The following is a 22610-nucleotide window of genomic DNA, read 5'->3' as shown; positions in this document are numbered from 1 at the left end:
CGGCGAAAATCAAAAGATGCCCAGCACGACGCATGCGATCGTCATCACGATCGAGGCGCCGAACAGCAGCGGAAACGTGAACTTCTGGTGCTCGGCCAGCTCGATGCCGCACAGTCCGACGACGAGGAACGTCGCGGGCGTCAGCGGACTGACCGGGAACCCCGTCGTCATCTGGCCGAGCAGCGCGGCCTGTCCGACCTGGACGGCCGGCACGCCCAACTGGCCGGCCACTTCCGCGATCACCGGCAGCACGCCGAAGTAGAACGAATCGGGGTCGAACAGCATGCTGAGCGGCATCGATGCGAGGCCGAGCACGACCGGAATGTGACCAGCCATCGACGGCGGCACGAACCCGACCGCCGCCTGCGCCATCGCCTTCAGCATCCCGCTGCCCTGCATGATCCCGGTGAACACGCCGGCCGCGAGCAGGATGCCGGCCATCATCAGCGCGGCGCGCGCATGCGCATCGATGCGCTTGCGCTGCATGTCGACGTCCGGGTAATTCACCATCAGCGCGATGCACAGCCCGACCATGAACATGATCGCGGGCGGGATCTTCTCGCCCATCACGACCATCGTGCCGAGCACGACGAGCGTCAGCACGAGGTTGAACCAGAACAGGTGCGGCCGGCGCAACGCCTGCTCGTCGGGCGTCAGCTCGCGCTTGGGCAGCGGGATCGACGGGTCGTCGCGCGACAGGCCGAGCCGCTTCTCCTCGCGCCGCCCGAGCCAGTACGCGACGCCGAACACGAACACGAGCCCGATCGCCTGCACCGGGATCAGCGGATTGAACAGCGCCGACACCGGCAGGTGCAGCGACGCCGACGCGCGGATCATCGGTCCCGTCCACGGCAGGAAGTTGATGCCCGCGGCCATCGACACGGCGGCGGCCAGGACGCGCCGGTCCATCTTCAGCCGGTCGTACAGCGGCAGCACGGCCGGAATCGTCACGAGGAAGCAGACGGCGCCCGAGCCGTCGAGGTGGATCAGCAGCGCGAGCAGCGTCGTGCCCATCACGATGCGGGTCGGCCGCGTGCCGACCGCGCGCAGGATCCGGTCGATGATCGGGTCGAGCGTGCCGGCGTCGGTGATCGTCCCGAAATAGAGGATCGCGAACACGAACATCCCGACGACGGGCGCGAGGCCCTTCAGCCCGTCGACGACGAACTTGCTGGTGTGCAGCCCGAAGCCGCCGATCAGCGACGCGGCGATCGGCACGAGGATCAGCGCGACGAGCGGCGACATCCGCTTCGACAGAATCGCGGCCAGCAGCACGACGATCGTGCCAAGCCCGAGTAACGGCAGCATCCGTGTCTCCTACCTTGTCTTTTGTTGGAGACGAGCGTAAGGTCGGCGCAGCGATAGCACAATTGAAATGATTTGATCGCAGCAATCACGAACCGTTATGGATCTGAATCTTCGCGACATTCGCGCGTTCGTCACCGTCGCGCACGCCGGCAACTTCACGCGCGCGGCCGCGCGGCTGCACCTGTCGCAGCCGGCGCTGACCGTGCAGATCCGCCGGCTCGAGGAGATCGTCGGCGCGCGCCTGTTCGACCGCAACAGCCGCAGCGTCGCGCTGACGCAGACCGGACGCGAGCTGCTGCCGCTGCTGCAGCGCTCGCTCGACGACATGGAGCGCGTGCTGCGCGATGCGCGCGCGCTCGGCGAAGGCACGAGCGGCACGGTACGGCTCGCCTGCCTGCCGACCTTTGCGTCCAGCATGCTGCCGGAGCTGATCCAGGCGTTCCGGCACGACGTGCCGCGGGCGGGCTTCGAGATCCGTGACGGCGTCGCGAGCCTGGTCACCGCGCTCGTGCGCAACGAGGAAGCCGATCTCGGCTTGACGGGCGGCGACACGTTCGACGCGTCGCTGGAGGTGCTGTACGCGGGCGCCGACCGGCTCGTCGCCGTGTGCCCGAAGGATCATCCGCTCGCGCGCAAGCGCCGCGTCGCCACCGCCGACCTCGCGGGCGTGCCGCTGGTGCTGACCGCGCAAGGGACGAGCGTGCGCAGCGTCGTCGACGCCGCGCTGGAGGCGGCCGGCTACACGCCCGACATCGCGTGCGAGCCGACCTACATGATGACCGCCGTCGCGATGGTGCGCGGCGGCCTCGGCGTGACGATCCTGCCCGCGACCGCGCGCGAGGTGCGCGCCGAGCCCGAGCTGGTCGCGAAACCGATCGATGACCCGGCATTCGTGCGGCCGATCGCGCTCGTCACGAAGCGCGGGCGCACGCTGCCGCGCGTCGCGCAGGCGTTCGCCGAAGCGATGCTGGCGGAATTGAAAAGGCGCGCGTGAATCGCGCGCTCCGGTCGACCCTGGCCGGTCGGCTGGCGCTTACTGCGCGTCCGGATCGACGTGCAGCGATTCGCCGATCGCATAGAAATTGCCGCCCGCGATGTAGTGCAGGCTGCGCAGCGCGGGATCGGCCGATTCGAAATACCAGTGACCGTCGCGGAACACGCGCGTGTCGGACCACGCACCGACGACTTCGCCGATGAACAGGTCGTAGGTCTGCTGGTTGTGCGGCTCGGGAATCAGCTTGCACGCGAGCCAGCCCGAGCAGCCGGCGACGAACGGCAGGTCATGCCCGTCGACGTCGAACAGCTCGACGCCCGCTTCGCGCAGCTTGGCCGGCCGCTCCGCGAGACTGTGGCTGCCGACCGCATGCGTGAGCCGCAGTTGCGCGGCCGTCGGCACCTGGATCACGAACGTGCCGCTGCGCTCGACGAGCTCGCGCGTCTTCGCGGACTTGTCGAGCACGACCGTCAGCTTCGGCGGCAGGAAGTCCAACGCGCATGCCCACGCGGCGGCCATCACGTTGTCGACACCGTCGTGGCGGGCCGACACGAGCACGGTCGGGCCGTGGTTGAGGAGACGGTAGGCGTTCTTCAGCGCCACCGGAGCGATGTGACTGTCCATACGGGTTCCTTGGAGAACGGCGCGCACGGACGGATGCCGTGCGGCGCGGCACCGGCCTGCGCACCTGCGCGCGCGTGCCGGAGGCCGCATTCTCGCACCCAAATTCAATCGGCGCTGACGGCGCCGCCGGTCACTTCGCGAACAGCTGGCCGATATCGCGGAACGCCTTGAATTCGAGCGCATTGCCGCACGGATCGAGCAGGAACATCGTCGCCTGTTCGCCGACCTGCCCCTGGAACCGCACGTACGGCTCGATCACGAAGGTCACGCCGAACGCGCGCAAGCGCTCGGCCAGCGCCTCCCAGCTCGGCCAGTCGAGCACGATCCCGAAATGCGGCACCGGCACGTCGTGACCGTCGACCGGATTCGTATGCGCGCCGTCCTGCGACGCGGTCTTCGGATGCTCGTGAATCACGAGCTGGTGCCCATAAAAGTCGAAATCGACCCACTGCGCGCTCGAACGCCCTTCTGCCAGCCCGAACACGCGGCCATAGAAATCGCGTGCGGCCGGCAGGTCGTAGACCGGAATCGCCAGGTGAAACGGGGAAAGACTCATGGTTGCCTCGTGGGGAAACGCTCGCGTGGCGCGAGGACGGCACCATGGTAGACAAGGTCGAGCAAAAATTAAATCAATATATACTTTCGCGATTCACAAACGGAATTGATGAATGATCCGCGAGCTGAAAACCCTCGTCGCCGTCGCCCGGGAAGGCACGTTCGCCGCCGCCGGCAACCGCATCGGGCTCACGCAGGCAGCCGTCAGTGCGCAGATGCAGCGGCTCGAGGCCGAGCTCGGCTTCGCGCTGTTCGACCGGCAAGGCCGGTCGGCGCGGCTCAACGAGATGGGCCATCACGTGCTCGACCAGGCGCAGGCGCTGCTCGGCCTGTACGACAACCTGAGCTCGACGGCGCCCGGCTCGCCGGCCGCCGTGCGCGTGACGATCGGCGCGATCGCATCGGTGCAGAGCGCGCTGCTGCCGGCCGCGCTGGCCGATTTCCATCGCCGGCATCCCGCATGCCGGACACGCGTGATCCCGGGGCTGTCGATCGAGCTGGTGAACCGGGTCGATGCGGGCGAGATCGACATGGCCGCCATCATCCGCCCGCCGTTTTCGCTGCAGAGCGACCTGCACTGGACGACCCTCGCGCAGGAACCGTTCCGGCTGATCGTGCCGCGCGGCGTGAAGGGCAAGGACTGGGCCGGCCTGCTCGCGAGCGAGCCGTTCGTGCGCTACGACCGCGCGTCGTTCGGCGGCCGTCAGGTCGATCGCTTCCTGCGCAAGATGCACATCGCGGTGCGTGACACCTGCGAACTCGACGAGCTCGATGCGATCGTCAAGCTGGTCGAAAACGGTGTCGGCATCGCGATCGTGCCGCAGACGGCCGTGTATCGCCACTGGCCGGCCGGCGTGCGCGCGATCGACCTCGGGCCGCACACGTTCCACCGCGACATCGGGCTCGTGCACCGCGCCCGGCGCACGATGTCGGAACCGGCGCAGCAGCTGGCGCAACTGATCGAAGCCGCGTCGCGGATCAGTACGCCGCCGCGGCCTGCCTGACCGGCGCGTGGCGGCTCAACGCCGCCCGGCCGCCCAGTCGACGGCCGCGTCGAACAGCGCGACGCCGGCCGGCGACAGGTTCGCGAACGTATCGTTGTCGAGGAAGAACATCACGCGGCGCGCCGGCGCGAGCGCTTCGTAGTCCATCGTCGCGCCCTTCTCGTACGCGAAGATCGCGGCCTTGTCGGGCTGCCCGTACACGGTCGCGATCGTGATCGCGCCGAGCCCCGGCTTGCCCCAGCTCATCGGCGCCTGCTTGCCGTACACGTTGGTGGCGCCGGCCGGCAAGCCGGCCGCAATCGGATGCGGTGCGTTGACGAGCCACAGGTAGCGCTCCTTGCCCGTTTCGCCGAAGTCGGCGTCGTGCCGCTTGCCCGTCATCGCGAGATCGTCGAGCAGGTCGTTTTCCCAGGTCACGAGCGGCTTGTCGAGCGTGCGCCAGCCGGGCTGCACGTTCTTCGACGACACCGTCGACGAGATCACGACGAGGTCCGCGTCGCGCGCCGCATCGGGCGTGGCCGACTCGTCGATCAGGCGCACCGCATAGCCGCGTTCGCCAAGATGCCGGCCGATGCGTTCGTCGGCCTTCAGGTTCGGGCCGCGCAGCTGCACGAGCATCGCGACGCGCGTGACGGCCGCCGGTGCGTCGGCCGCGGACGCGGGAGCCGATACGCCCGCGCCCAGCGCAAGCACCGCGCCCGCGATCGCGCGCAACGCGCGGCGCCGCGTGCCGGCGGCAACGGCACGCAGGGCGCCGGTCTTCGTCTTCAGGTTCATCGGAATGTTCTCCATGGCCGCGCGCCGGCGCACCGGCCGCGCGGCGATTGCATGATCAGAACTGCAGCGTGGTCAGCAGCGACACCTGTCGCGCGTCGCCGATCGCGACGAAGTAGCGGTTCGCGCTCGACGGGTAGTACGTGCGGTTGAACAGGTTCTTCACGTTCAGCTGGAACGACAGCTTCTGCTTGCCGATCCGCGTGTCGTAGGTCGCGAACGCGTCGGCGAGCACGTACGACGGCAGCGTGAAGCTGTTCGCCGAATCGCCGGGACGGGCGCCGACATAGCGCGCGGCCGCGCCGACGCGCAGGTCGTCGCCGCCGATCATCGTGCCGAAGTCGTAGACGGCCGCGAGCGAAGCGGTGTGGCGCGCGACGTTCCACAGCTGGTTGCCCGCATACAGCGGATCCTCGGTCGTCTTCGCGTCGATGTACGCATAACTCGCGATCACGTTCACGCGTTCGCCGATCCTGCCCGACACGTCGAGCTCGACACCGCGCGAGCGCGCCTTGCCCGACGTGCGCCAGTCGGTCAACTTCGTCGCGTCGTTGTACTGCGACACGAGCACGTTCTTCTTGTCGATGTTGAACAGCGCAAGCGTGCCCGTCATCCCGCCCGGCAGGTCGAGCTTGCCGCCTACTTCCCATGCGGTCGCCTCCTCGGGCGGCGTCGAGCCGTCGATCATGTAGCCCGACGCCATCGGCGCGATCGACGACGACGGCTTCAGCGACTGCGAGTAGCTGCCGTACAGCGAGAACGTGTCGGTCCATTTGTAGACGACGCCCGCGCGCGGCAGCCACTTCGAGCCGCTCAGGTCGGTGTTCGCCTTGAACGGCCGGCCGCGCCCCGCGACCTGGTTGTACGTGATGTAGCGCAGGCCGCCCGACACGATCCACTTGTCGGTGAGGTGAACGGTATCCTGGAAGAACGCGGACGCATCGTGCAGCGTGTCGGTCTGGTCGCTGTCGCTCGCGGACACCGTGCTCGACGGCGGCAGCAGCCCGTACACCGGATCGATGTAGCTGAACGGCGTCTTCACGGCCTGGCGCAGCATGTCCTTGCGATAGATGCGGCGGTATTCGGTATCGAAGCCGACCTGCACGTCGTGACGCATCCCCGCGAGCGTCAGCTTGCCGTTCACGTAGCCGACTCCGTAGCTGTCGGTGCTGAGCGAGCCGTGCGTCGCATCGTTGCTGCGCGTCATCGTGCCCTTCACCGGGTCGACGCCGGTCGTGCGCAGCTGGTTCGCGTCGTAGGTCTCGCGGTTGTAGCTGTAGCCGAAATGCGCGCTCCAGTCCGCGTTGAACTGGTGATCGACGGTCAGCTGCGCGAGATGCGATTCGCCGTCCATGTTGTTGAACGGCTCGTCGATGCGCCGCCGCGCGGGAATGTCGAGCGGCGCATTGGTGCGCGGATCGAGCGCGGTGCCGCGATCGAACGGCGTATGGAACTTGCGGTACTGGTAGGAGAGCGCGACCTGCGTGTCGCGGCCGTACCACGCGAGCGACGGCGCGACGAAGGTCTGCCGGTTCTCGCCGAAGTTGCGCCAGTACTGCTCGTTCGACTGGTCGACGATCAGCCGGTACGCGAGCCGCGAATCGCCGATCGGCCCGGTCGAATCGAACGTCGCGCCGCCGCCGTTCTTGCCGTGTCCGAACGTCGATGCGCCGAGCGAAATCGCATTGTAGCGCGCGAGCTGCGGCTGCTTGGTGACGACGTTGATCATCCCGCCCGGATCCATCAGCCCGTACAGCAGCGACGTCGGGCCCTTCAGCACCTCGACGCTGTCGACCGCCGCGTTGAACGCGCGACCCTGCACGAGCGGCATGCCGTTCTGCATGATCGAGCCGTCGCGGTTGCCGCCGAAGCCGCGCTTCATGATCGTGTCCTGCGTGCCTGCAAGCGTGTTGCCCTGCGTGATGCCGCTCACGTTGCCGAGCGCGTCGTCGAGATTGCGCGGACGCTGGTCGCGCAACACCTGCGCGGGCACGATGTTGACGGCCTGCGCGGTGTCGAGCAGTGGAATGTCCGAGCGCAGCACGCCCGCTTCCTTCGGCGCGCGATAACTTTCGGCGCGCAACGCACTCGTGCGCACGTTGATCGCCGGCAGCTCGGCGGCCGGTGCGACGCCGGCCGCCACGGTTCCGGCCGCCGAACCGTCCGCGCGCATCAGCGTGTAGCCGCCGCCCGGCTGGCGCAGCGCGACGAGCCCCGTGCCGGCCAGCAGGCGATCGAACGCGCCGTCGATGTCGAACCGGCCGTGCACGCCGCCGCTCGTCAGACCGGCCGTCAACTCGGCCGGAAACGCGAGCAGGATGCCCGCGTCGCGCCCGAACCGGTTCAGCGCGGCCTCGAGCGGGCCGGCCGGAACGTCGAACGCGCGGCGCGGCGCACGCTGTGCCGCGGGCGCCGCGTCGGCGTCGGTGTCGGCCAGCGCGGGCAGCGGCAGCAGCGCCGACAGCAGGACCGCACCGGCGAGTCGGCGCGCAAGACGGCCCGGCGCGACCGCGCGCGGCAGATGACGGGCGGGCGCCGGACGGCGCCGATACGTGAGACGGATGGAAACCATGAGCGGAGAGTCGGTGGACGATGGGCCAATGCTGCTTTCAATACCCATGTCACGCGAACCGCGAAAAACAGCTCAAGCCGGCGGAAATTTTTGTCGATGCGCTCACGAACCGGCCGGCACGACCGTCGCCCAGTAGCGGGTCAGGTAGTGGATGTCGATCGGCAGCGTCGCCTTCAGCGTGTCGAGCACGCGCGCGGGATCGTCGAGCGGATAGGTGCCCGATACGCGCAGGTCGGCCACGGCCGCATCGCAGCGCAGGCTGCCGCGCCGATAGCGGTCGAGCTCGGCGACGAGATCGGCCAGCCGCATGCGCGACGCGACCAGCATGCCGCCCGTCCATGCGGACGCATGCGGATCGAGCGGCGCCGGCGCGCCGATCGCATCGCGCGTGAAATCCGCCCCCTCTCCCGCCACGATCACGCGCGTGCCGGCCGTCGCGCCGGCCGGCTGCACGCGCACCGCGCCGGCGAACACCTCGAGGCGGGTCGCACCGTCGCGCTGCCGTACCGCGAAGCGCGTGCCGAGCGGCTGCAACTCGCCTTGCGCGGTCGCGACGACGAGCGGCCGCGCGGGCTCGCGATCGTCATGGCCGCTCGTCACCATGACCGTGCCGCGCAACAGGCGCAGGTGGCGCGTCGTGTCGTCGAAATGCACGTCGAGCGCCGTATCGGTATCGAGCACGACGACCGTGCGATCCGCGAGTGTCACCGTGCGCCGCTCGCCGACCGCCGTGCGCAGGTCGGCCGGCCAGATCGCCGCGCGCCGCGCGGGCTCGGCCATCCAGGCGGCGCCGCCCGCGAACAGCAGCACGGCCAGCGTCTTCACGGCCGCGCGGCGGCGGCCCGCACGCGGCGGCAGCAGCGCCGCATGCGCGGCCTGCGCGTCGAGCCCGGCCGCGAGGCGGCCGAAACGGCCCTGCATCGTCTCGATATGACGCCATGCCGCTTCATGCGCCGGATCCTCGGCGCGCCAGCGCGCGAGCGCGGCGTCAAACGCCTCGTCGGCGCGGCCGGACTGCCGGTCGGCCCACCATTCGACCGCGCGGCGTGCGACGTGCGGCGGCACCGCCGGTGCGCGTGGCACGGCCATCGGTCAGGCCGCCATCGCGAAGAAGCACTGCGTGCCGGCCTTCACGAGATGGCGCTTCACCGTCGCGAGCGACACGCCGAGTTCGTGCGCGATCTCGGCCTGGGTAAGGCCGTCGAGTTGCGCGAGCAGAAACGCACGCTTCGCCGCGAGCGGCAGGCCGTCGAGCAGCTGGTCGATTTCGAGCAGCGTCTCGAGCACGACGGCCCGCTCCTCCGGCGACGGCGCATGCGCTTCGGGGCGCTGCGCCAGCACGTCGAGATACGCGCGCTCGATCTGCTCGCGCCGCCAGTGATTGCTCAGCACGCGCTGCGCGACCGTCGTCAGGAACGCGCGCGGCTCGTCGGCGCCGATCGGCTCGTCGCGTGCGAGCAGGCGCATGAACGTGTCGTGCGCCAGATCGGCCGCGCGATGCGCGCAACCGAGCTTCCGGCTCAGCCAGCCGCGCAGCCACGCATGGTGGCCGGCATAAAGGGCGTCGATTTCTCGATGGAGAGACAGCTTGTCAGCGGACATGGCCGGGTTCCGGGGTGCGCGGGCGTCAACGATTCTGTAAATGAGAATGATTATTATATACAAAAGCAAGCTTGCGGCCGCGGGCGACTTGTCTTTAACACACGCATTGCGGTCCGGCCCATTCAATTCATTCAATAATTATTTGACGGATCAATAACAATATTCGAATCGCCGCGATTCCCCGCTCGATTGCCCGGCATTGTCGCGGGAGACGCAAAACGCAATGACGAAATCACGAAACGCCAACGCATTGATACGAGATTCTCAATAATCCAAATCCCTCAACGGTGCATTTCGAAGAACACCCCTGTCTGCGTCAGACCACAACGGAGAATTTCGTTTTTGCCGTTCCATTGCGGCTCGGTAGTCTCCTGCCATTCCGGATCACGAACACAAGCCCATGCGCAAGGAGATGAAATGAAACGCACGACCCTCTCGCTGATTTCCGTCGCGTCGTTCGCGGCGATACCCGTCGCACATGCGCAATCGAGCGTCACGCTGTACGGCGTGATCGACACGTCGATCACCTACGTGAACCACGCGCAGGGCAAGGACAACGCGTGGATGCTCGGCAACAGCAGCGCGGGCAACCTGGCCGGCAGCCGCTTCGGCGTGAAAGGCACCGAGGATCTCGGCGGCGGGCTGAAGGCGCTGTTCCAGCTCGAGAACGGCTTCGACCCGAGCAACGGGCGCCAGGGCCAGGGCGGCCGCATGTTCGGCCGGCAGGCATTCGTCGGCCTGACGAGCGACCGCTACGGCACGCTCACGTTCGGCCGCCAGTACGACCCGCTCGTCGATCTCGTGCAGGGCATCACCGCCGACAACTATCTCGGCAGCGTGTTCGCGACGCCGGGCGACGTCGACAACTACGACAACAGCTTCCGGGTCGACAACGCGGTGAAGTACACGTCCGCCGTCTATGCGGGCCTGCAGTTCGCGGCGATGTACTCGTTCGGCGGCATCGCGGGCAGCACCGGCGCCGCGCAGTCGTATTCGGCCGCCGTGTCGTACAACAATGGACCATTCAGCGTCGCCGGCGGCTACTTCCACGCGACCAACAGCCCCGCGTCGAACGGCCTGCGCAGCGGCTGGACCAGCTCGTCGGACGGCACCTTCGACGGCCCGATCAACAGCGGCTACGCGAGCGCCCACTCGCTCGGCATCGCGCGTATCGCGGGCCAGTACGTCGCCGGGCCCTTCACGTTCGGCCTCGGCTACAGCAACGCGCAATACCGCCGCGACGCCAGCTCGGTGTTCGGCTCGAACGAGCACTACAACACCGGGCAAGGCTTCGTGAACTACCAGGCGACGAACGCGCTGCTCGTCGGCGTCGGCTACAGCTACACGCGCTCGGGCGGCGACACGTCGGCCACCTATCACCAGGTATCGGCCGGCGCCGACTACAACCTGTCGAAGCGCACCGACGTCTACCTGACCGCCGCCTACCAGCATGCGAGCGGCCAGACCGGCGACGGCCAGGGCGGCTCGATGGCCGCGCAGGCGTCGATCGGTTCGTACGGCTATGCGGGCACCAGCTCGCAGACGATGGTCAACCTCGGCCTGCGTCACCGCTTCTGATGGGAAGCGACCGGTCGCACGCGATGCGGCCGGTCGAAGCGGCGGGACGTGAACGGCGGCTTCGGCCGCCGTTGTTTTTCCGCTTTTGTTCGAATTCGAGCCGGACAGGGATGGCCCGGTGAAATCCTTTCACGCAATTCGATACGGCGCACACGAGACGGCTGACGTCGTGCGTCAGGTTTCGATCGCCGCCGTCGCACCGGCATTCACCGAAAATCCGGCCATTTTTACCGGTCGGATGTCGTCGCGCCGCGTGATCCGACGCGATAAAAATGCGTGGCGAACGCGTGCGCAAATGCAAAGGAAAGTTTGACGCGAGCCATTTGCCCGCCCGCTATGGCACACTTCGCGTCTCACGTCATTTCCTTGCACCGGGCGCCCGGATTGTGCCCCAACCTGCCATGCCGCGTCATACCATCCGTCCGATCAGCCGCGAAACGCTGAAAATCGCCTCGACGATCGCGCTGTCGTGCGCGGTGCAGGGTGTCGCGCAGGCCGATTGCCTCGACGACGCGGCCGCGTTCCAGCACGTGAGCGTCAGCCTGATGCGCGGCATCGCGCAGGTCGAATCGGGAATGAATCCGAACGCCGTCAACACCAATACGAACGGCACGGTCGACATCGGGCTGATGCAGATCAACAGCACGTGGCTGCCGACGCTCGCGCGCGAGGGCATCACGCGGGAAAGCCTGTTCGATGCGTGCACGAACGCGTATGTCGGCGCGTGGATCCTGTCGCAGAACATCCGCCAGCTCGGCCCCAACTGGAACGCGATCGGCGCGTACAACTCCGCGTCGCCCGACAAGCGCCTCGCGTATGCGCGCAAGGTCTATGATGCAATCCGAACCATGCCGGATTCGCCGGATACCCCCATGCCTATCCTGCCCCCCTCCTTCACGCCGCCGCAACAGGCACAGGCGTACAACCCGTTCGCGAGCCTGAGCGTGTCGGCGCCGCCGGTCACGCGCCCGCGCACGGTCTCGCCGGCTCCGCCGCCTCCGTCGCCGCAGGGCGGCCCCGCCGGCCCGGCCGGCACGTACAACTTCGGCTGGACGGTCACAGGCGCGGACCAGGCCAAGCCGACCCAGGTATTCGACGACGGCGCGCGGATCTACGTGCAGTTCAGCGACATGAAGCACGTGCCGGCGATCTTCACCGAGACGTCGAGCGGGCGCGTGCTGATGTCGTGGGAGCTGCAGTTTCCGTATGCCGTCCTGACCCGTCCCGCGCAAACGTTAATCTTCCAGCTCGGGCCGTTCGAGGCGCGTGCGCAGCGTGGGGCGGCCGGGAGCGCGGGCATGACCGCGCAGGTCGGTACGACGGGCGCGGCCGCCGCTTCGAAGAAGTCCGCCGGTACCGCAACGAATCCGGCAGCGGGAGCGGCGTCGAAACGCGCGGCTTCGGCCGATGCGCTGTGGTATCTGGATACGCCGTCGACGTCGGGATCGACGGCCGCCTCGCCATCGACGGCGAACCTTCCCGCCACGCTGCCGACGGCCATCACGTCGAACACGCCGCCGCCCGCGCCGGCCGAGGCACCGGCCGCCCAGCCTTCGCGCGTCAGTACGGATGCGCTGTGGTACATCTCGAAGTGACGCGCCCCCGATCGCACGGGTAGCGCGTCACGCCGGCGCCGTCACATCACCCGCGCCGGACCCAGATCACTTTCCCGTCGCGAATGCCGAGATTGCGGCGCTCCTGCCGGTAATCCATCGTGCCCGGCAGCGACTTGCCGTCGCGCTCGAGCACGCGCCACAGGCAGCCGTCCAGTTGCGCCGCCGCATCGGCCTCGGTCTTGCCGACCAGCGCGTCGTCCTGCCCCGCGTCCGCCTTGCATGCCTGCTGCGCACCGGCCGGCGCGCCGCTTGCGCTCGAGACCTCCGTGTTCATGTCCGCACATCCCGCAAACGTTGCGCCCGCAACCAGCGCCGTCATCATCGCGATCGTCTTCTTCATCGGGTTCTCCCTTTCGCGCCCGGCGAAACATGGGCGGCGTTCGTCGCCGGCCGGGCGTTGCATGCTTGACCGGTCCCGCGCCGATGCGGCGCGCCGGTATCGCGGCTTCGGCGGCTTCGGCCCGGTGCCGAAGCCGCCTGCATGTTACCGCACGCTGACCGGCGCGAAGGCGCGCGCATCCGGGATGCGCGCCCGGTCGCGCATGTCGAGCCGGCCCGATCAGAACGTGTAGGTCACGCCCGCCATCCCGTAGTAATTGCTGCGCGACTGGACGATCGGGCTGTCGCCGTAGCGGCCGAGCAGCCGCGTCACGCCGCCGGTCGCGAGCACCGACCAGTGCCGCGACAGCGTCCAGTTCCACGCGAGCGCCATCGACGCGCTGTCGATCCCGCCGCTCGTCGAATACGGCCGGAACCGGCTCGTCATCGACTGGGCATCGGTCACGCCGTAGAACGTCTGCATGTAACGTCCCGAGCCCGCGTGCACGGTGCCCGTCACGATGATCTCGTGCTGCGACGTCTTGAGCACCGGCACCGCGAGATCCACGTGCCCCGACACGCCGCGCGACGTGTGCGTCACCGGTGTATCGATCGCGACGCTCAGTTCGGCCGCGTCGAAGAGCGTCACGCCCGCGCGCACGCCGACGAGCACCGAACCCGGAATCCGGCCCATGCCCTTCAGGTAGTCGGAGCCCGGCAGGTCGAAGCGGTTCTCGTCCGCGCGGCCCGCGTCGTAGCTCACGGCCGCCGACACGAACACGCCGTGCGGCAGGTTCAGCTTGTAGCCCGCGCCCTCGGTGCTGTCGATGAAGAAGCCGTTGCCGAACGTCGCGGAGAACGATGGTGCGACGACGCCGCGATACTGGTTGCTGCCCGCGTAGCGTGGCGCGAAGCCGCCGCCGAGCGACAGCGAATACTGGTTTTCCGCGTGGGCGGCGGCGGCGGCGAGGGTCAGGCCGGCGAGCGGCATGCAATAACGATAGCGGCGGAGTAGGGGGCGCACAATATTGAGATAAGAGTGACGGAGCCCGAAGTCTAGGTGCGGCCTTGCGTCGCGACTGTCCTGAATGTGCGGAGAATCTGTGCTCAATTGTGTTCGATTGTTCGAGATTGTCGCCCCGCTCCCCCGCCCTCCCGTACGCCGGATAGAATTCGCGTGCCGCGCCGCCCATCAGCCTGCCGGGTGCGAGATGGCGCGCGCATCCCGAGGAGACCATGAACGAAGACCCGCTCAAATACCGTGTGCTGCTGATCGAGGACGACGACCGTCTCGCGCAGCTCGTCCGCGAATACCTCGACGGCTACGAATTCGCGGTGACGGTCGTGCGGCGCGGCGACCTTGCCGTCGCGGCCGTGCGCGAGCACCAGCCGGCCCTCGTGATCCTCGACCTGATGCTGCCGAACCTCGACGGGATGGAAGTCTGCCGGCGCATCCGCGCGTTCACCAACGTCCCCGTGCTGATCCTGACCGCGCGCGCCGACGTCTACGACCAGGTTGCGGGCCTCGAGACCGGCGCCGACGACTACGTGACGAAGCCGATCGAGCCGCGCGTGCTCGTCGCGCGCGCCCGTGCGCTGCTGCGCCGCGCGCAAACGGCCGCGGCCGAAGCGCCCGTCGCCGCGCCGGAGGCGATCGTGTTCGGCGAACTGACGATCTCGCCACCGAACCGCACCGTCACGTGGCGCGGCGAGCCGGTCGACCTGAAGACGGCCGAATTCAACCTGCTGCTGATCCTCGCGCGCGCGGCCGGCACCGTGCTGAGCCGCGACGACATCCTGAAGCAGTTGCGCGGGATCGAATTCGACGGGCTCGACCGCTCGGTCGACTCGGGTATCTCGAAGCTGCGCCGCCGCTTCGAGGATGCGTCGTCGGAGCCGCACAAGATCAAGACGATCTGGGGTCGCGGTTATCTGTTCAGCCCTTCCGCGTGGGACGAATAAATGCTGCGCCCGTTGATCAGGCTGTACCTCATCGTGATCGTGTGCGTCGCCGCGTCGATCATGTTCATCCAGCTGGCGTTCGACCGGATCTTCTACGAACGCGTCGCGCAGGCGCAGCGCGATTCGCTGACGACCTATTCGTTCGTGCTGAACGACTACCTCGAGCGCCATCCGGGCGCGCAGCGCGAGCTTGCACTGCGCGAACTCGCGCTGCACGGCAACGAAGGGTTCGGCTTCATGTCGATGGCCGACGCGCGCGCGCAACTGAGCGGCGCACCGCTGCGCGATCTCGATGCCGGCAGGATCGCGATCAGCTACAACGGCAAGGATTACTACATGCCGCTCGCGGATGGCTCGGTGCTGCATGCGCGCCCGATCGAGCCGCCGGATCTCGACATCCGGATCTATGCGTACCTGCTGCTCGCGCTCGCGGCGCTGTTTGCGGTCGTGCTGTGGATTCACTATCACTGGCGCGACATTCGGCGGCTGCAGGATGCCGCGCGCGCGTTCGGCGCCGGCAAGCTGTCGACGCGCGTGAAGCTGGCGGGCAAGAAGTCGAACATCTACGAGCTGTCGCGGCAGTTCAACGACATGGCCGAGCGCATCGAGGCGTCGATCAAGCAGCAGCGCGAAATGATGCATGGCATCTCGCATGAACTGAAGACGCCGCTCGCGCGGCTCGAATTCGGGCTCGCCCTGCTCGCCGAACCCGACGAGACCGGACGGATGCGCGAGCGCCGCGATGCGCTGCGGCGCGACGTGCGCGAACTCGACGAGCTCGTCACCGAGCTGCTGACGATCGGCCGCCTCGAACAGGGGGCGAGCGAACTCGCGCCGATGGAGATCGTCGTCGACGCGCTGATCGACAGCGTCGCCGGCAACGTCGCGAACGACGTCGCCGATCGCGGGATCACGCTCGACGTATCGGCGTTCGGTGCGCCCGCGACTCACGTGTGCGATCCGAAGCTCGTCGCCCGCGCGCTGCTGAACCTGATCCGCAACGGCGCGCGTTATGCGTCGCGCAAGGTCCTGCTGGCCGCTGCCGGCGACGCGAGCGGCGCGCTCGTGCTCAGCGTCGACGACGACGGCCCCGGCATTCCGGTCGCCGAACGCGCGCGCGTGTTCGAACCGTTCCAGCGGCTCGACTCCAGCCGCGACCGGCAGACCGGCGGTTTCGGGCTCGGGCTCGCGATCGTGCGGCGCGTCGCGCAGGTGCACGGCGGCGACGTGCGGCTCGAGGATTCGCCGCTCGGCGGCGCACGCTTCGTGATCACGCTGCCCGCGCTGACACTGCCGGACAGCCTTTTCGACATGACGGGCACCGATACACGCGCCGACGCGCCCGGCGACGTCAAGCGCACGGCCACGCCGTCGCGATGACAGGCACGGTGGGCCGCCGCCCCGCCGCCACCCGACCGGATCCGATTGCTCGCCGCTCAGCGGCGGCGCAGCAGCGCGACGAAGAACAGGCTGCCGAACAGCGCCGTCACGATGCCGATCGGCAAATCCTCCGGCGCGGCCAGCGTGCGGGCCGCGACGTCGGCCCACACGAGCAGGATCGCGCCCGTCAGCGCGGCGACCGGCAGCAGCCGACCGTGCTCGGCGCCGACGACGCGCCGGCACAGATGCGGCGTGACGAGCCCGACGAAGCCGATCGCACCGCTCACCGCGACCATCGCGCCCGTCGCGAACGACGCGACGACGAACACCTCGCGCCGCATCCGCGCGCTCGGCACGCCGAGCGACGCCGCGGCGACATCCCCCGACATCAGCGCGTTCAGTTCGCGCCGTCGCGCGTACAGCGCGCCGCCGGCAAGCACCGCACACACGGCCGGCACCGGCAACAGGTCCCAGCGTGCGAGCCCCACGCCGCCGAGCATCCAGAACAGCACCGACGATGCGGCGCGCTGGTCGCCGAGATACAGCAGCAGATTGCCGAATGCGGCCATCATGAACGACACCGACACGCCCGCGAGCAACAGCCTGTCCGATTCGAGCCGGCCGGCCCGGTGCGCGAGCGCGACGACGCATGCGGTTGCCGCGAGCGCGCCAGCGAACGCCGCGGCCGACAACGTGAACGGGCCGAACGCCGCACCGGCGACCACCGTGACCGCGACGGCGCCGAGCATCGCGCCCGCGCTCACGCCGAGCAGATGCGGATCGGCCAGACGATTCGCGGTCGCCGCCTGCAACGCGACGCCGACCGCCGCCAGCGTCGCCCCGACGGTCGCGGCCAGCAGCGCGCGCGGCATCCGGATCAGCCACACGATGCTGTCGTCGCCCGCGCTCGCCGCGACCGCGCCAGTCTCGCCGAACGCCGAGGCGAAGTGCGCGACCACGATCCGCACCGCGGCCGGCATCGCGATCGGAGCCGGACCGAACGCGGCCGACACGACGATCGACACGATCAGCAGCACGGCCAGCGCCGGCAGCACGACGCGCATGCTCATCGCGTCGGCCCGGCGAACGCGGCCGGATACAGCGCACGCGCCAGCGTCTCGACGGCCGCGACGTTCTCGGGGCCCGGTGTCGCCGCATCGTACGGAATCACGATGAAGCGCCGGTCGCGGATCGCCGCCACGCGCGCGAGCGCCGGCTGGCTCAGCAGGAACTGCTGCTTCTGCGCGGCCGTCACCGCCGAGTAGTCGACGATCACGATCGCCTGCGGATCGCGCGCGACCACACTCTCCCAGCTCACCTGCGTCCAGCTGCGCGGCAGGTCGTCCATCACGTTGCGCGCACCGGCCGCCGCCAGCAACGCGGTCGGCATCGCGAGCCCGCCCGCCGTCATCGGCTTGTCGGTCCCGCTGTCGTAGACGAACACGCGCAGCGGCGCCGGCTTCCCGAGCGTGCGCGCCACCGCCGCGAGACGCGCACGCATCGCGGCGACGACTTGCGCGGCACGCGCGTCGACGCCGAAGATCCGGCCGAGATTGTTCAGGTCGCGGAACACGTCCTCGAACGACGCGGCCGATTGCTTCATCACGTGCGAGCACGACTCGGTCAGTTCGTAGGTGCGAATGCCGAACGGTGCGAGCGTCGCGGGCGTCACGGCGCCGCCGACATGCATCCCGTAGTTCCAGCCCGCAAGATAGAAGTCGGCGCGCGCGGCGGCCAGTACCTCGAGCGACGGATACTGGCTCGCCAGCTCGGGCACGCCGCGCAACGCGTCGCGCACGCGGGCGGTGCCCGTTTTCCAGCCGCCGATGCCCGTATAACCGACGAGCCGGTCCTTCAGGCCGAGCACGAGCATCATCTCGGTCAGGTTGACGTCGTTGCTGACCGCGCGCGTCGGGGCACGCTCGAACGTCACGTCGCGCTCGCAACTGCGCACGGTGACGGGATAGGCGCCCGCGTGAGCGGCGGCGCAGCCGAGCGCGGCGGCGGCAACCAGCCGGCGTGCGACGGAGGACAAAGAAAACGGCATGGCGGTCATTCCGGATGAAGCGGCGTGATGCGCGGCCGGCCCGACACAGGATGCCGATCGACGAGCGCGGCGACGCCGAATACGTCGCGCAGCAGCGCATCGGTCAGCACGTCGCCCGGCGTGCCGGACGCGACGACCCGGCCATGCGCGAGCACGTGGAGCCGGTCGCAATACGCGGCCGCGAGATTGAGGTCGTGAATCGTCGCGAGCGTCGCGATGCCGAGGCGGCGCACGCGTGCGAGCAGTTCGAGCTGGTGACGCAAGTCGAGATGGTTGGTCGGTTCGTCGAGCAGCAGCAATTCGGGCTGCTGCGCGAGCGCGCGGGCCAGCAGCGCACGCTGCTTCTCGCCGCCCGACAGCGAGGCGAAGCGTTGCGCGCGGCGCGCGACGAGGCCGACGTCGCGGAGCGCGGATTCGACGATCCGGCGATCGTCGGCCGACTCCGCGTCGAACGCCCGCTGGTGCGGCGTGCGGCCCATGCCGACCAGTTCGTCGACCGTCAGCCCGAAATCGTCCGGCGTCTCCTGCTGCAGCACCGCGATGCGCTGCGCGACCGCGCGCGGCCGCATGCGCCAGACGTCCTGCGCATCGAGCGCAACGCGGCCCGCATCGGGCCGCGCGTAACGGAATATGCAGCGCAGCAGGCTCGTCTTGCCGCTGCCGTTCGGGCCGACCAGCCCGACGAATTCGCCTTCGGCGACCGTCAGCGTCACCGAATCGAGCACGTCGATCGCACCGCCGGGAGACCAGCTCACGCGTTCGATGTCGAGCATGTGGGTGACGGGACGCATGTCGCGCCGCACTAGAAACGCATCGTCGCGACGAGCTCCGCCGAGCGCGACGGGCCGAGCAGCCATTGCTCGCCGCCGTTCGACGTCGTCACCGCGTACGTGCGGTTCGCGAGATTGCGCAGATACAGCGCGAGCTCGGTGCGCGACGTCGGCTGCCAGCGCAACGATGCATCGAACACCGTGTACGACGGCACCTGCAGGCGGTTCGCATCGTCGCCGTAGGTCGCGCCGACGTAGCGCACGCCTGCATTCGCCTGCCAGCGTTCGGCGAACGCCCAGCCAAGCCACAGGTTCGCGGTCTGCTGCGGCACGTTGGACGGCACGTTGCCGGCTCGCGATACCGTCGCGCCGCCGTCAGTCTGGTTGAATTCGTCGTAACGCGCGCGCAGCAGCGCGACGTTCGCGTCGATCGTCCAGCCCTGCGGCAGCCGCGCACCGCCCGTCAACTCGATGCCGCGCGACGATTGCCGGCCGACCTGCCGGCGCAGCGCCGGATGGAACGGATCGCTGCTGAGCAGGTTGCGCTTCGTGATGTCGTACACGGCGAACGTCCAGTATGCGCGGCCGTCGAGCAGCGTCTGCTTGAGCCCGGCCTCCCACTGCTCGCCGGTCGCGAGCCGGTAGTTCGCCTGTGACGCGGACAACGTCACGAGCGAGCCGAGCCCCTCCGCGCCCGTCGTGTATTGCGCATACGCGCTGAGGGTCGGGGCGACTTCGAACACGAAACCGGTGCGCCAGCCGACGTTCGCGAAGCGCTTGTCGAAGCCCGCACCGGTCGCCGCCTGTTCGCGGCTGAAGGCGATGTGGTCGTAGCGCACGCCGCTCAGCCAAGCGAGCCGCGGCAGCACTTCGAGCCGGTTCTCGGCGAACACCGCGGCCTGCCGCGCCCGCGTGCTGAATTGCGGCACGGTCGGATCGGGGCTCGTGAAGATGCCGGGGTCGAAGCCGTGCACGGGCACCGTCGATTCGCCGCCGTACGGCGAGTTGTTGATGCCGCTGAACGTGATCCGGCTGAACTCCGTGCCGACGACGAAGCGGTTCGCACGGCCGAACAGCGTGCCGTCGACGCGCGCGCTCAGGCGGTCGCCGATCTGCCGCTGGTGGTGGCCGATGTCGAGATAGTCGCCGCGCGTGACGCGCCCCGCCGCGGGATCGAGCGCGTACGATTCGGCGTTGCGCCAGTGGCGGTTCGACGTCAGGTAGTAGAGCTGGTTGTCGATCGTCACGCCGGCCGCGGGCCGGTAACTGGCCGACAGGCGAGTCCACTGGTCGTAGTACGAAATCGTCGCATCGCCGACGGTGTAGTTGAGCTTGCGCAGCGCCGGATCGAGCACGCCGTTCGGCGCCGGCACGCCGTAGTACGTTGCCGGCATCTGGCGGCCGTAGTCGTAGTCGAGCGTCAGCGTGAGCCGCGGGCTCACGTCGAGCTTCAGTGCGCCGCCGAGCGCCGTCGTATGCGTATCGGCCCGCTCGGCGAGGCCGTTCGCGCGCGCGTCGCTCACGTAGAAGCGGTAAGACAGCCGCGCGCCGAGCGCACCCGTCGTATCGAACGCGACGCGCTTCGCGCCGTCGAGGCCGATGCCCGCCTGCAGCGTCGTCTCGCGCGTGCGCTGCGGCCGCTTCGGCACGACGTTCACGACGCCGCCGATCGCGCCCTCGCCGTACAGCACCGACGCGGGGCCGCGCAGCACCTCGATGCGCTCGGCCGACCACGTATCGAACGGAAACGTGATGGTGCCGGCCGCCGGCATCAGCCGCACGCCGTCGAGCAGCGTCATCACCGATTCCTGCCCGCTGAAACCGCGCACGCTCAACGCGGTGCCGCCGTTGCCGGGCGCCATCGCGCTCGCGAAGCCGGCCGCGCGCGTGACCGCGTCGAGCACCGTGCGATCGCCGCGCGAGTCGATCGTGGCGGCCGTGACCGTCTCGACGCTCGCGGGCGTATCGAGGCTCGCGAGCCCGAGCCGCGAGCCTGTTTCGAGCGGTTGTGCCAGCGGGTCGGTCGCTACGGGTTGCGCGCTGACGTTGATCGCCGGCAGCACATGCCGCTCGTCCGGTGCGGATGCGGCCGCTTCGGCGGCCAACGCGCCGGAGGTCGCCATCGCGCAGCCCAGCAGGGTCGTGCAGCCGCGCGCCGCGCGTGTGCGCCAGGCGCCCGCGTTCCGGCGCTGCGCGGCATGGTGCCGCTCCCCGCGCGCCAGATGGTTTCCGGATTTCGTCACGTCGTATCGATCTGTGTGGAATGTCGTCGCCGGCCACCGGCGACGAAAACGTCGGATGATACAATATATCAACTCGATCCGTCAGGAATTTGTCAGCCTTTCTGCCCTTCCCGGTGCCCTTACAGCGGGGAAACTGAACCGCACCCACAGCGTGTCGCCCTGCGGTCGGTTGCGCATCGCGAACTCGCGCCGGGACTTCACGACCCCGCCCGACGCCGGCCCGCGATCAGCGGCCGACTTCCTTCCACTTGCGCGCGAGCCCGAGGCGCTCGAAACGCTCGATCAGGAACTCGGTGAACACGCGGATCTTCGCCGGCTGGTGCCGGCGGCTCTGGTACGCGATGTTGACGGTGAGCGCGGGCAGCTGCCAGTCGGTGAGCACCGGCACCAGCTTCCCCGCGACGATATCGTCGTGGATGATGTAGAGCGGCTGGATCAGGATGCCGAACCCGGCGAGCGCCGCCGCGCGGATCACCTGCCCCTCGTTCGCATCGAGCACGCTCTTGATCGTGACCGACTGCGTCTTCGCGCGACGGCGGAAATGCAGCACGTATGGATCGTTCGCGAGGTTGTAGACCAGCAGCCGATGGTCGCACAGCGCGTCGGGCGTCGCCGGCGCGCCATGCTTCGCCAGATACCCGGGCGACGCGGCCAGCACGCGCCGCGTCTCGGCGAGCTTGCGCACGGTGATGCCCGAATCGGCTTCGTGCTCGCGCGTGCGGATCGCCACGTCGATGCTGGCCTCGATGAAATCCGGGTAACGGTTCGCCGCGACGATCTGCACGTTCAGGTTCGGGTACCGCCGGTGAAACTCCGGCAGCGCGGGCGCGATATAGATCGACGCGAACGACACCGACGCGGTCACGCGCAGCGTGCCGGCCGGATTGACGCTCGCTGCGTTGACGGCCGCATCGGCCTCCGACAGCTCCGTCAGGATCGCGACGCAACGGCGGTGGTACTCGTGCCCCGCGTCGGTCAACCACAGGCGGCGCGTGGTGCGCTCGACGAGCCGCGCGCCCAGCCGCTCCTCCAGCGCATTCAGGCAGCGGCTCGCCGCCGCGCTCGACATGCCGAGCCGTTCGGCGGCCTTCGTCAGGCTGCCCAGCTCGGCCACCTGCACGAAAAATTCGATCTGCGTCCACTTGTCCATGCGTTCGATTCTTCCACCTGGCGGAGAACAAAACTCCTCCAAACCCGCTTTTTTACGTTTCCGGGAGGAATTAATGTTACGTCAGCGCGCCATCGAACGACATCAGGAGACAC

Annotated in this window: 22 protein-coding genes; 8 read left to right on the top strand and 14 right to left on the bottom strand. The window is 68.8% G+C overall.

Going from position 1 to position 22610, the window contains the following annotated elements; translation table 11 throughout:
- Nucleotides 1-9 precede the first annotated feature (9 nt).
- Entirely contained in the window at nt 10-1308 is a 1299-nt protein-coding gene (locus AC0KUR_RS32980; protein ID WP_034186719.1) for a CitMHS family transporter, read from the bottom strand.
- Nucleotides 1309-1405: 97 nt separating this feature from the next.
- On the opposite strand from AC0KUR_RS32980, the gene AC0KUR_RS32975 reads away from it, so the two are divergent.
- Nucleotides 1406-2302 carry a LysR family transcriptional regulator gene (locus AC0KUR_RS32975; RefSeq protein ID WP_473376958.1) on the top strand — a complete coding sequence of 299 codons (897 nt, stop codon included), beginning with the start codon at nt 1406-1408 and terminating at the stop codon, nt 2300-2302.
- A gap of 39 nt (nt 2303-2341) precedes the next feature.
- Here the strand turns inward: AC0KUR_RS32975 and AC0KUR_RS32970 are convergent, their stop codons facing one another.
- Together AC0KUR_RS32970 and AC0KUR_RS32965 are read right to left on the bottom strand one after the other, a co-directional pair.
- Nucleotides 2342-2926 carry a flavin reductase family protein gene (locus AC0KUR_RS32970; RefSeq protein ID WP_034186717.1) on the bottom strand — a complete coding sequence of 195 codons (585 nt, stop codon included), beginning with the start codon at nt 2924-2926 and terminating at the stop codon, nt 2342-2344.
- 130 nt (nt 2927-3056) lie between these two features.
- Nucleotides 3057-3482, bottom strand: a complete 426-nt coding sequence (locus AC0KUR_RS32965; protein ID WP_069706049.1) for a VOC family protein — start codon at nt 3480-3482, stop codon at nt 3057-3059.
- A 112-nt stretch (nt 3483-3594) separates the two neighbouring features.
- On the opposite strand from AC0KUR_RS32965, the gene AC0KUR_RS32960 reads away from it, so the two are divergent.
- Nucleotides 3595-4485: a LysR family transcriptional regulator gene (locus tag AC0KUR_RS32960; protein WP_473376957.1), complete on the top strand. Its 891-nt coding sequence runs from the start codon at nt 3595-3597 to the stop codon at nt 4483-4485.
- Between the two features lie 15 nt (nt 4486-4500).
- Here AC0KUR_RS32960 and AC0KUR_RS32955 read toward each other — a convergent pair whose 3' ends face one another.
- The 4 genes from AC0KUR_RS32955 to AC0KUR_RS32940 are packed head-to-tail and all read right to left on the bottom strand — an operon-like array spanning nt 4501 to nt 9433.
- Nucleotides 4501-5262, bottom strand: a complete 762-nt coding sequence (locus AC0KUR_RS32955; protein ID WP_473376978.1) for a hypothetical protein — start codon at nt 5260-5262, stop codon at nt 4501-4503.
- 55 nt (nt 5263-5317) lie between these two features.
- Complete coding sequence (locus AC0KUR_RS32950; protein ID WP_473376956.1) at nt 5318-7879, bottom strand: TonB-dependent siderophore receptor; 2562 nt, start codon at nt 7877-7879, stop codon at nt 5318-5320.
- Nucleotides 7880-7933: 54 nt separating this feature from the next.
- On the bottom strand, nt 7934-8920 hold the full coding sequence (locus AC0KUR_RS32945; RefSeq protein ID WP_473376955.1) for a FecR domain-containing protein: 987 nt from the start codon (nt 8918-8920) through the stop codon (nt 7934-7936).
- A gap of 3 nt (nt 8921-8923) precedes the next feature.
- Nucleotides 8924-9433, bottom strand: a complete 510-nt coding sequence (locus tag AC0KUR_RS32940) for a sigma-70 family RNA polymerase sigma factor (protein ID WP_473376954.1) — start codon at nt 9431-9433, stop codon at nt 8924-8926.
- A 417-nt stretch (nt 9434-9850) separates the two neighbouring features.
- Between AC0KUR_RS32940 and AC0KUR_RS32935 the strand changes: the two genes are divergently transcribed.
- The 3 genes from AC0KUR_RS32935 (at nt 9851) to AC0KUR_RS32925 (ending at nt 12606) form a co-directional block, all read left to right on the top strand.
- Nucleotides 9851-11011: a porin gene (locus AC0KUR_RS32935; protein ID WP_124669786.1), complete on the top strand. Its 1161-nt coding sequence runs from the start codon at nt 9851-9853 to the stop codon at nt 11009-11011.
- A 118-nt stretch (nt 11012-11129) separates the two neighbouring features.
- Entirely contained in the window at nt 11130-11324 is a 195-nt protein-coding gene (locus AC0KUR_RS32930) for a hypothetical protein (protein WP_156444746.1), read from the top strand.
- Between the two features lie 88 nt (nt 11325-11412).
- On the top strand, nt 11413-12606 hold the full coding sequence (locus AC0KUR_RS32925) for a transglycosylase SLT domain-containing protein (protein ID WP_473376953.1): 1194 nt from the start codon (nt 11413-11415) through the stop codon (nt 12604-12606).
- 46 nt (nt 12607-12652) lie between these two features.
- On the opposite strand, the gene AC0KUR_RS32920 is transcribed toward AC0KUR_RS32925, so the two are convergent.
- Complete coding sequence (locus AC0KUR_RS32920; protein ID WP_473376952.1) at nt 12653-12967, bottom strand: hypothetical protein; 315 nt, start codon at nt 12965-12967, stop codon at nt 12653-12655.
- A gap of 61 nt (nt 12968-13028) precedes the next feature.
- Between AC0KUR_RS32920 and AC0KUR_RS32915 the strand changes: the two genes are divergently transcribed.
- Nucleotides 13029-13199 carry a hypothetical protein gene (locus AC0KUR_RS32915; RefSeq protein ID WP_473376951.1) on the top strand — a complete coding sequence of 57 codons (171 nt, stop codon included), beginning with the start codon at nt 13029-13031 and terminating at the stop codon, nt 13197-13199.
- Here the strand turns inward: AC0KUR_RS32915 and AC0KUR_RS32910 are convergent.
- On the bottom strand, nt 13187-13936 hold the full coding sequence (locus AC0KUR_RS32910) for a MipA/OmpV family protein (protein WP_226227168.1): 750 nt from the start codon (nt 13934-13936) through the stop codon (nt 13187-13189). The two genes, AC0KUR_RS32915 and AC0KUR_RS32910, sit on opposite strands and share 13 nt — an antisense overlap.
- Before the next feature lie 245 nt (nt 13937-14181).
- Between AC0KUR_RS32910 and AC0KUR_RS32905 the strand changes: the two genes are divergently transcribed.
- Both AC0KUR_RS32905 and AC0KUR_RS32900 read left to right on the top strand, forming a co-directional pair.
- Entirely contained in the window at nt 14182-14907 is a 726-nt protein-coding gene (locus tag AC0KUR_RS32905; protein WP_059557031.1) for a response regulator, read from the top strand.
- Complete coding sequence (locus tag AC0KUR_RS32900) at nt 14908-16287, top strand: ATP-binding protein (RefSeq protein WP_343727060.1); 1380 nt, start codon at nt 14908-14910, stop codon at nt 16285-16287. It begins immediately after the preceding gene.
- A 56-nt stretch (nt 16288-16343) separates the two neighbouring features.
- Here the strand turns inward: AC0KUR_RS32900 and AC0KUR_RS32895 are convergent, their stop codons facing one another.
- The 5 genes from AC0KUR_RS32895 to AC0KUR_RS32875 form a co-directional block, all read right to left on the bottom strand.
- A complete protein-coding gene (locus AC0KUR_RS32895; protein WP_473376977.1) occupies nt 16344-17351 on the bottom strand; it encodes a FecCD family ABC transporter permease in 1008 nt (335 codons plus the stop codon).
- A gap of 2 nt (nt 17352-17353) precedes the next feature.
- Nucleotides 17354-18343: an ABC transporter substrate-binding protein gene (locus AC0KUR_RS32890; RefSeq protein WP_473376950.1), complete on the bottom strand. Its 990-nt coding sequence runs from the start codon at nt 18341-18343 to the stop codon at nt 17354-17356.
- Nucleotides 18340-19125 (bottom strand): ABC transporter ATP-binding protein, encoded by a 786-nt coding sequence (locus AC0KUR_RS32885; protein WP_034186768.1) that lies wholly within the window; start codon nt 19123-19125, stop codon nt 18340-18342. Before AC0KUR_RS32885 ends, AC0KUR_RS32890 begins: the two co-directional genes overlap by 4 nt.
- 11 nt (nt 19126-19136) lie before the next feature.
- Nucleotides 19137-21227 (bottom strand): TonB-dependent receptor, encoded by a 2091-nt coding sequence (locus AC0KUR_RS32880; RefSeq protein WP_473376976.1) that lies wholly within the window; start codon nt 21225-21227, stop codon nt 19137-19139.
- A gap of 346 nt (nt 21228-21573) precedes the next feature.
- Nucleotides 21574-22497 (bottom strand): LysR family transcriptional regulator, encoded by a 924-nt coding sequence (locus AC0KUR_RS32875; protein ID WP_473376949.1) that lies wholly within the window; start codon nt 22495-22497, stop codon nt 21574-21576.
- Between the last annotated feature and the right edge of the window lie 113 nt (nt 22498-22610).

The sequence above is a fragment of the Burkholderia sp. YHN3-13 genome (genome assembly GCF_055810675.1).
The sequence above is the reverse complement of the archived record's forward strand: the minus strand, read 5'-3'. Positions and strand labels throughout refer to the sequence as shown.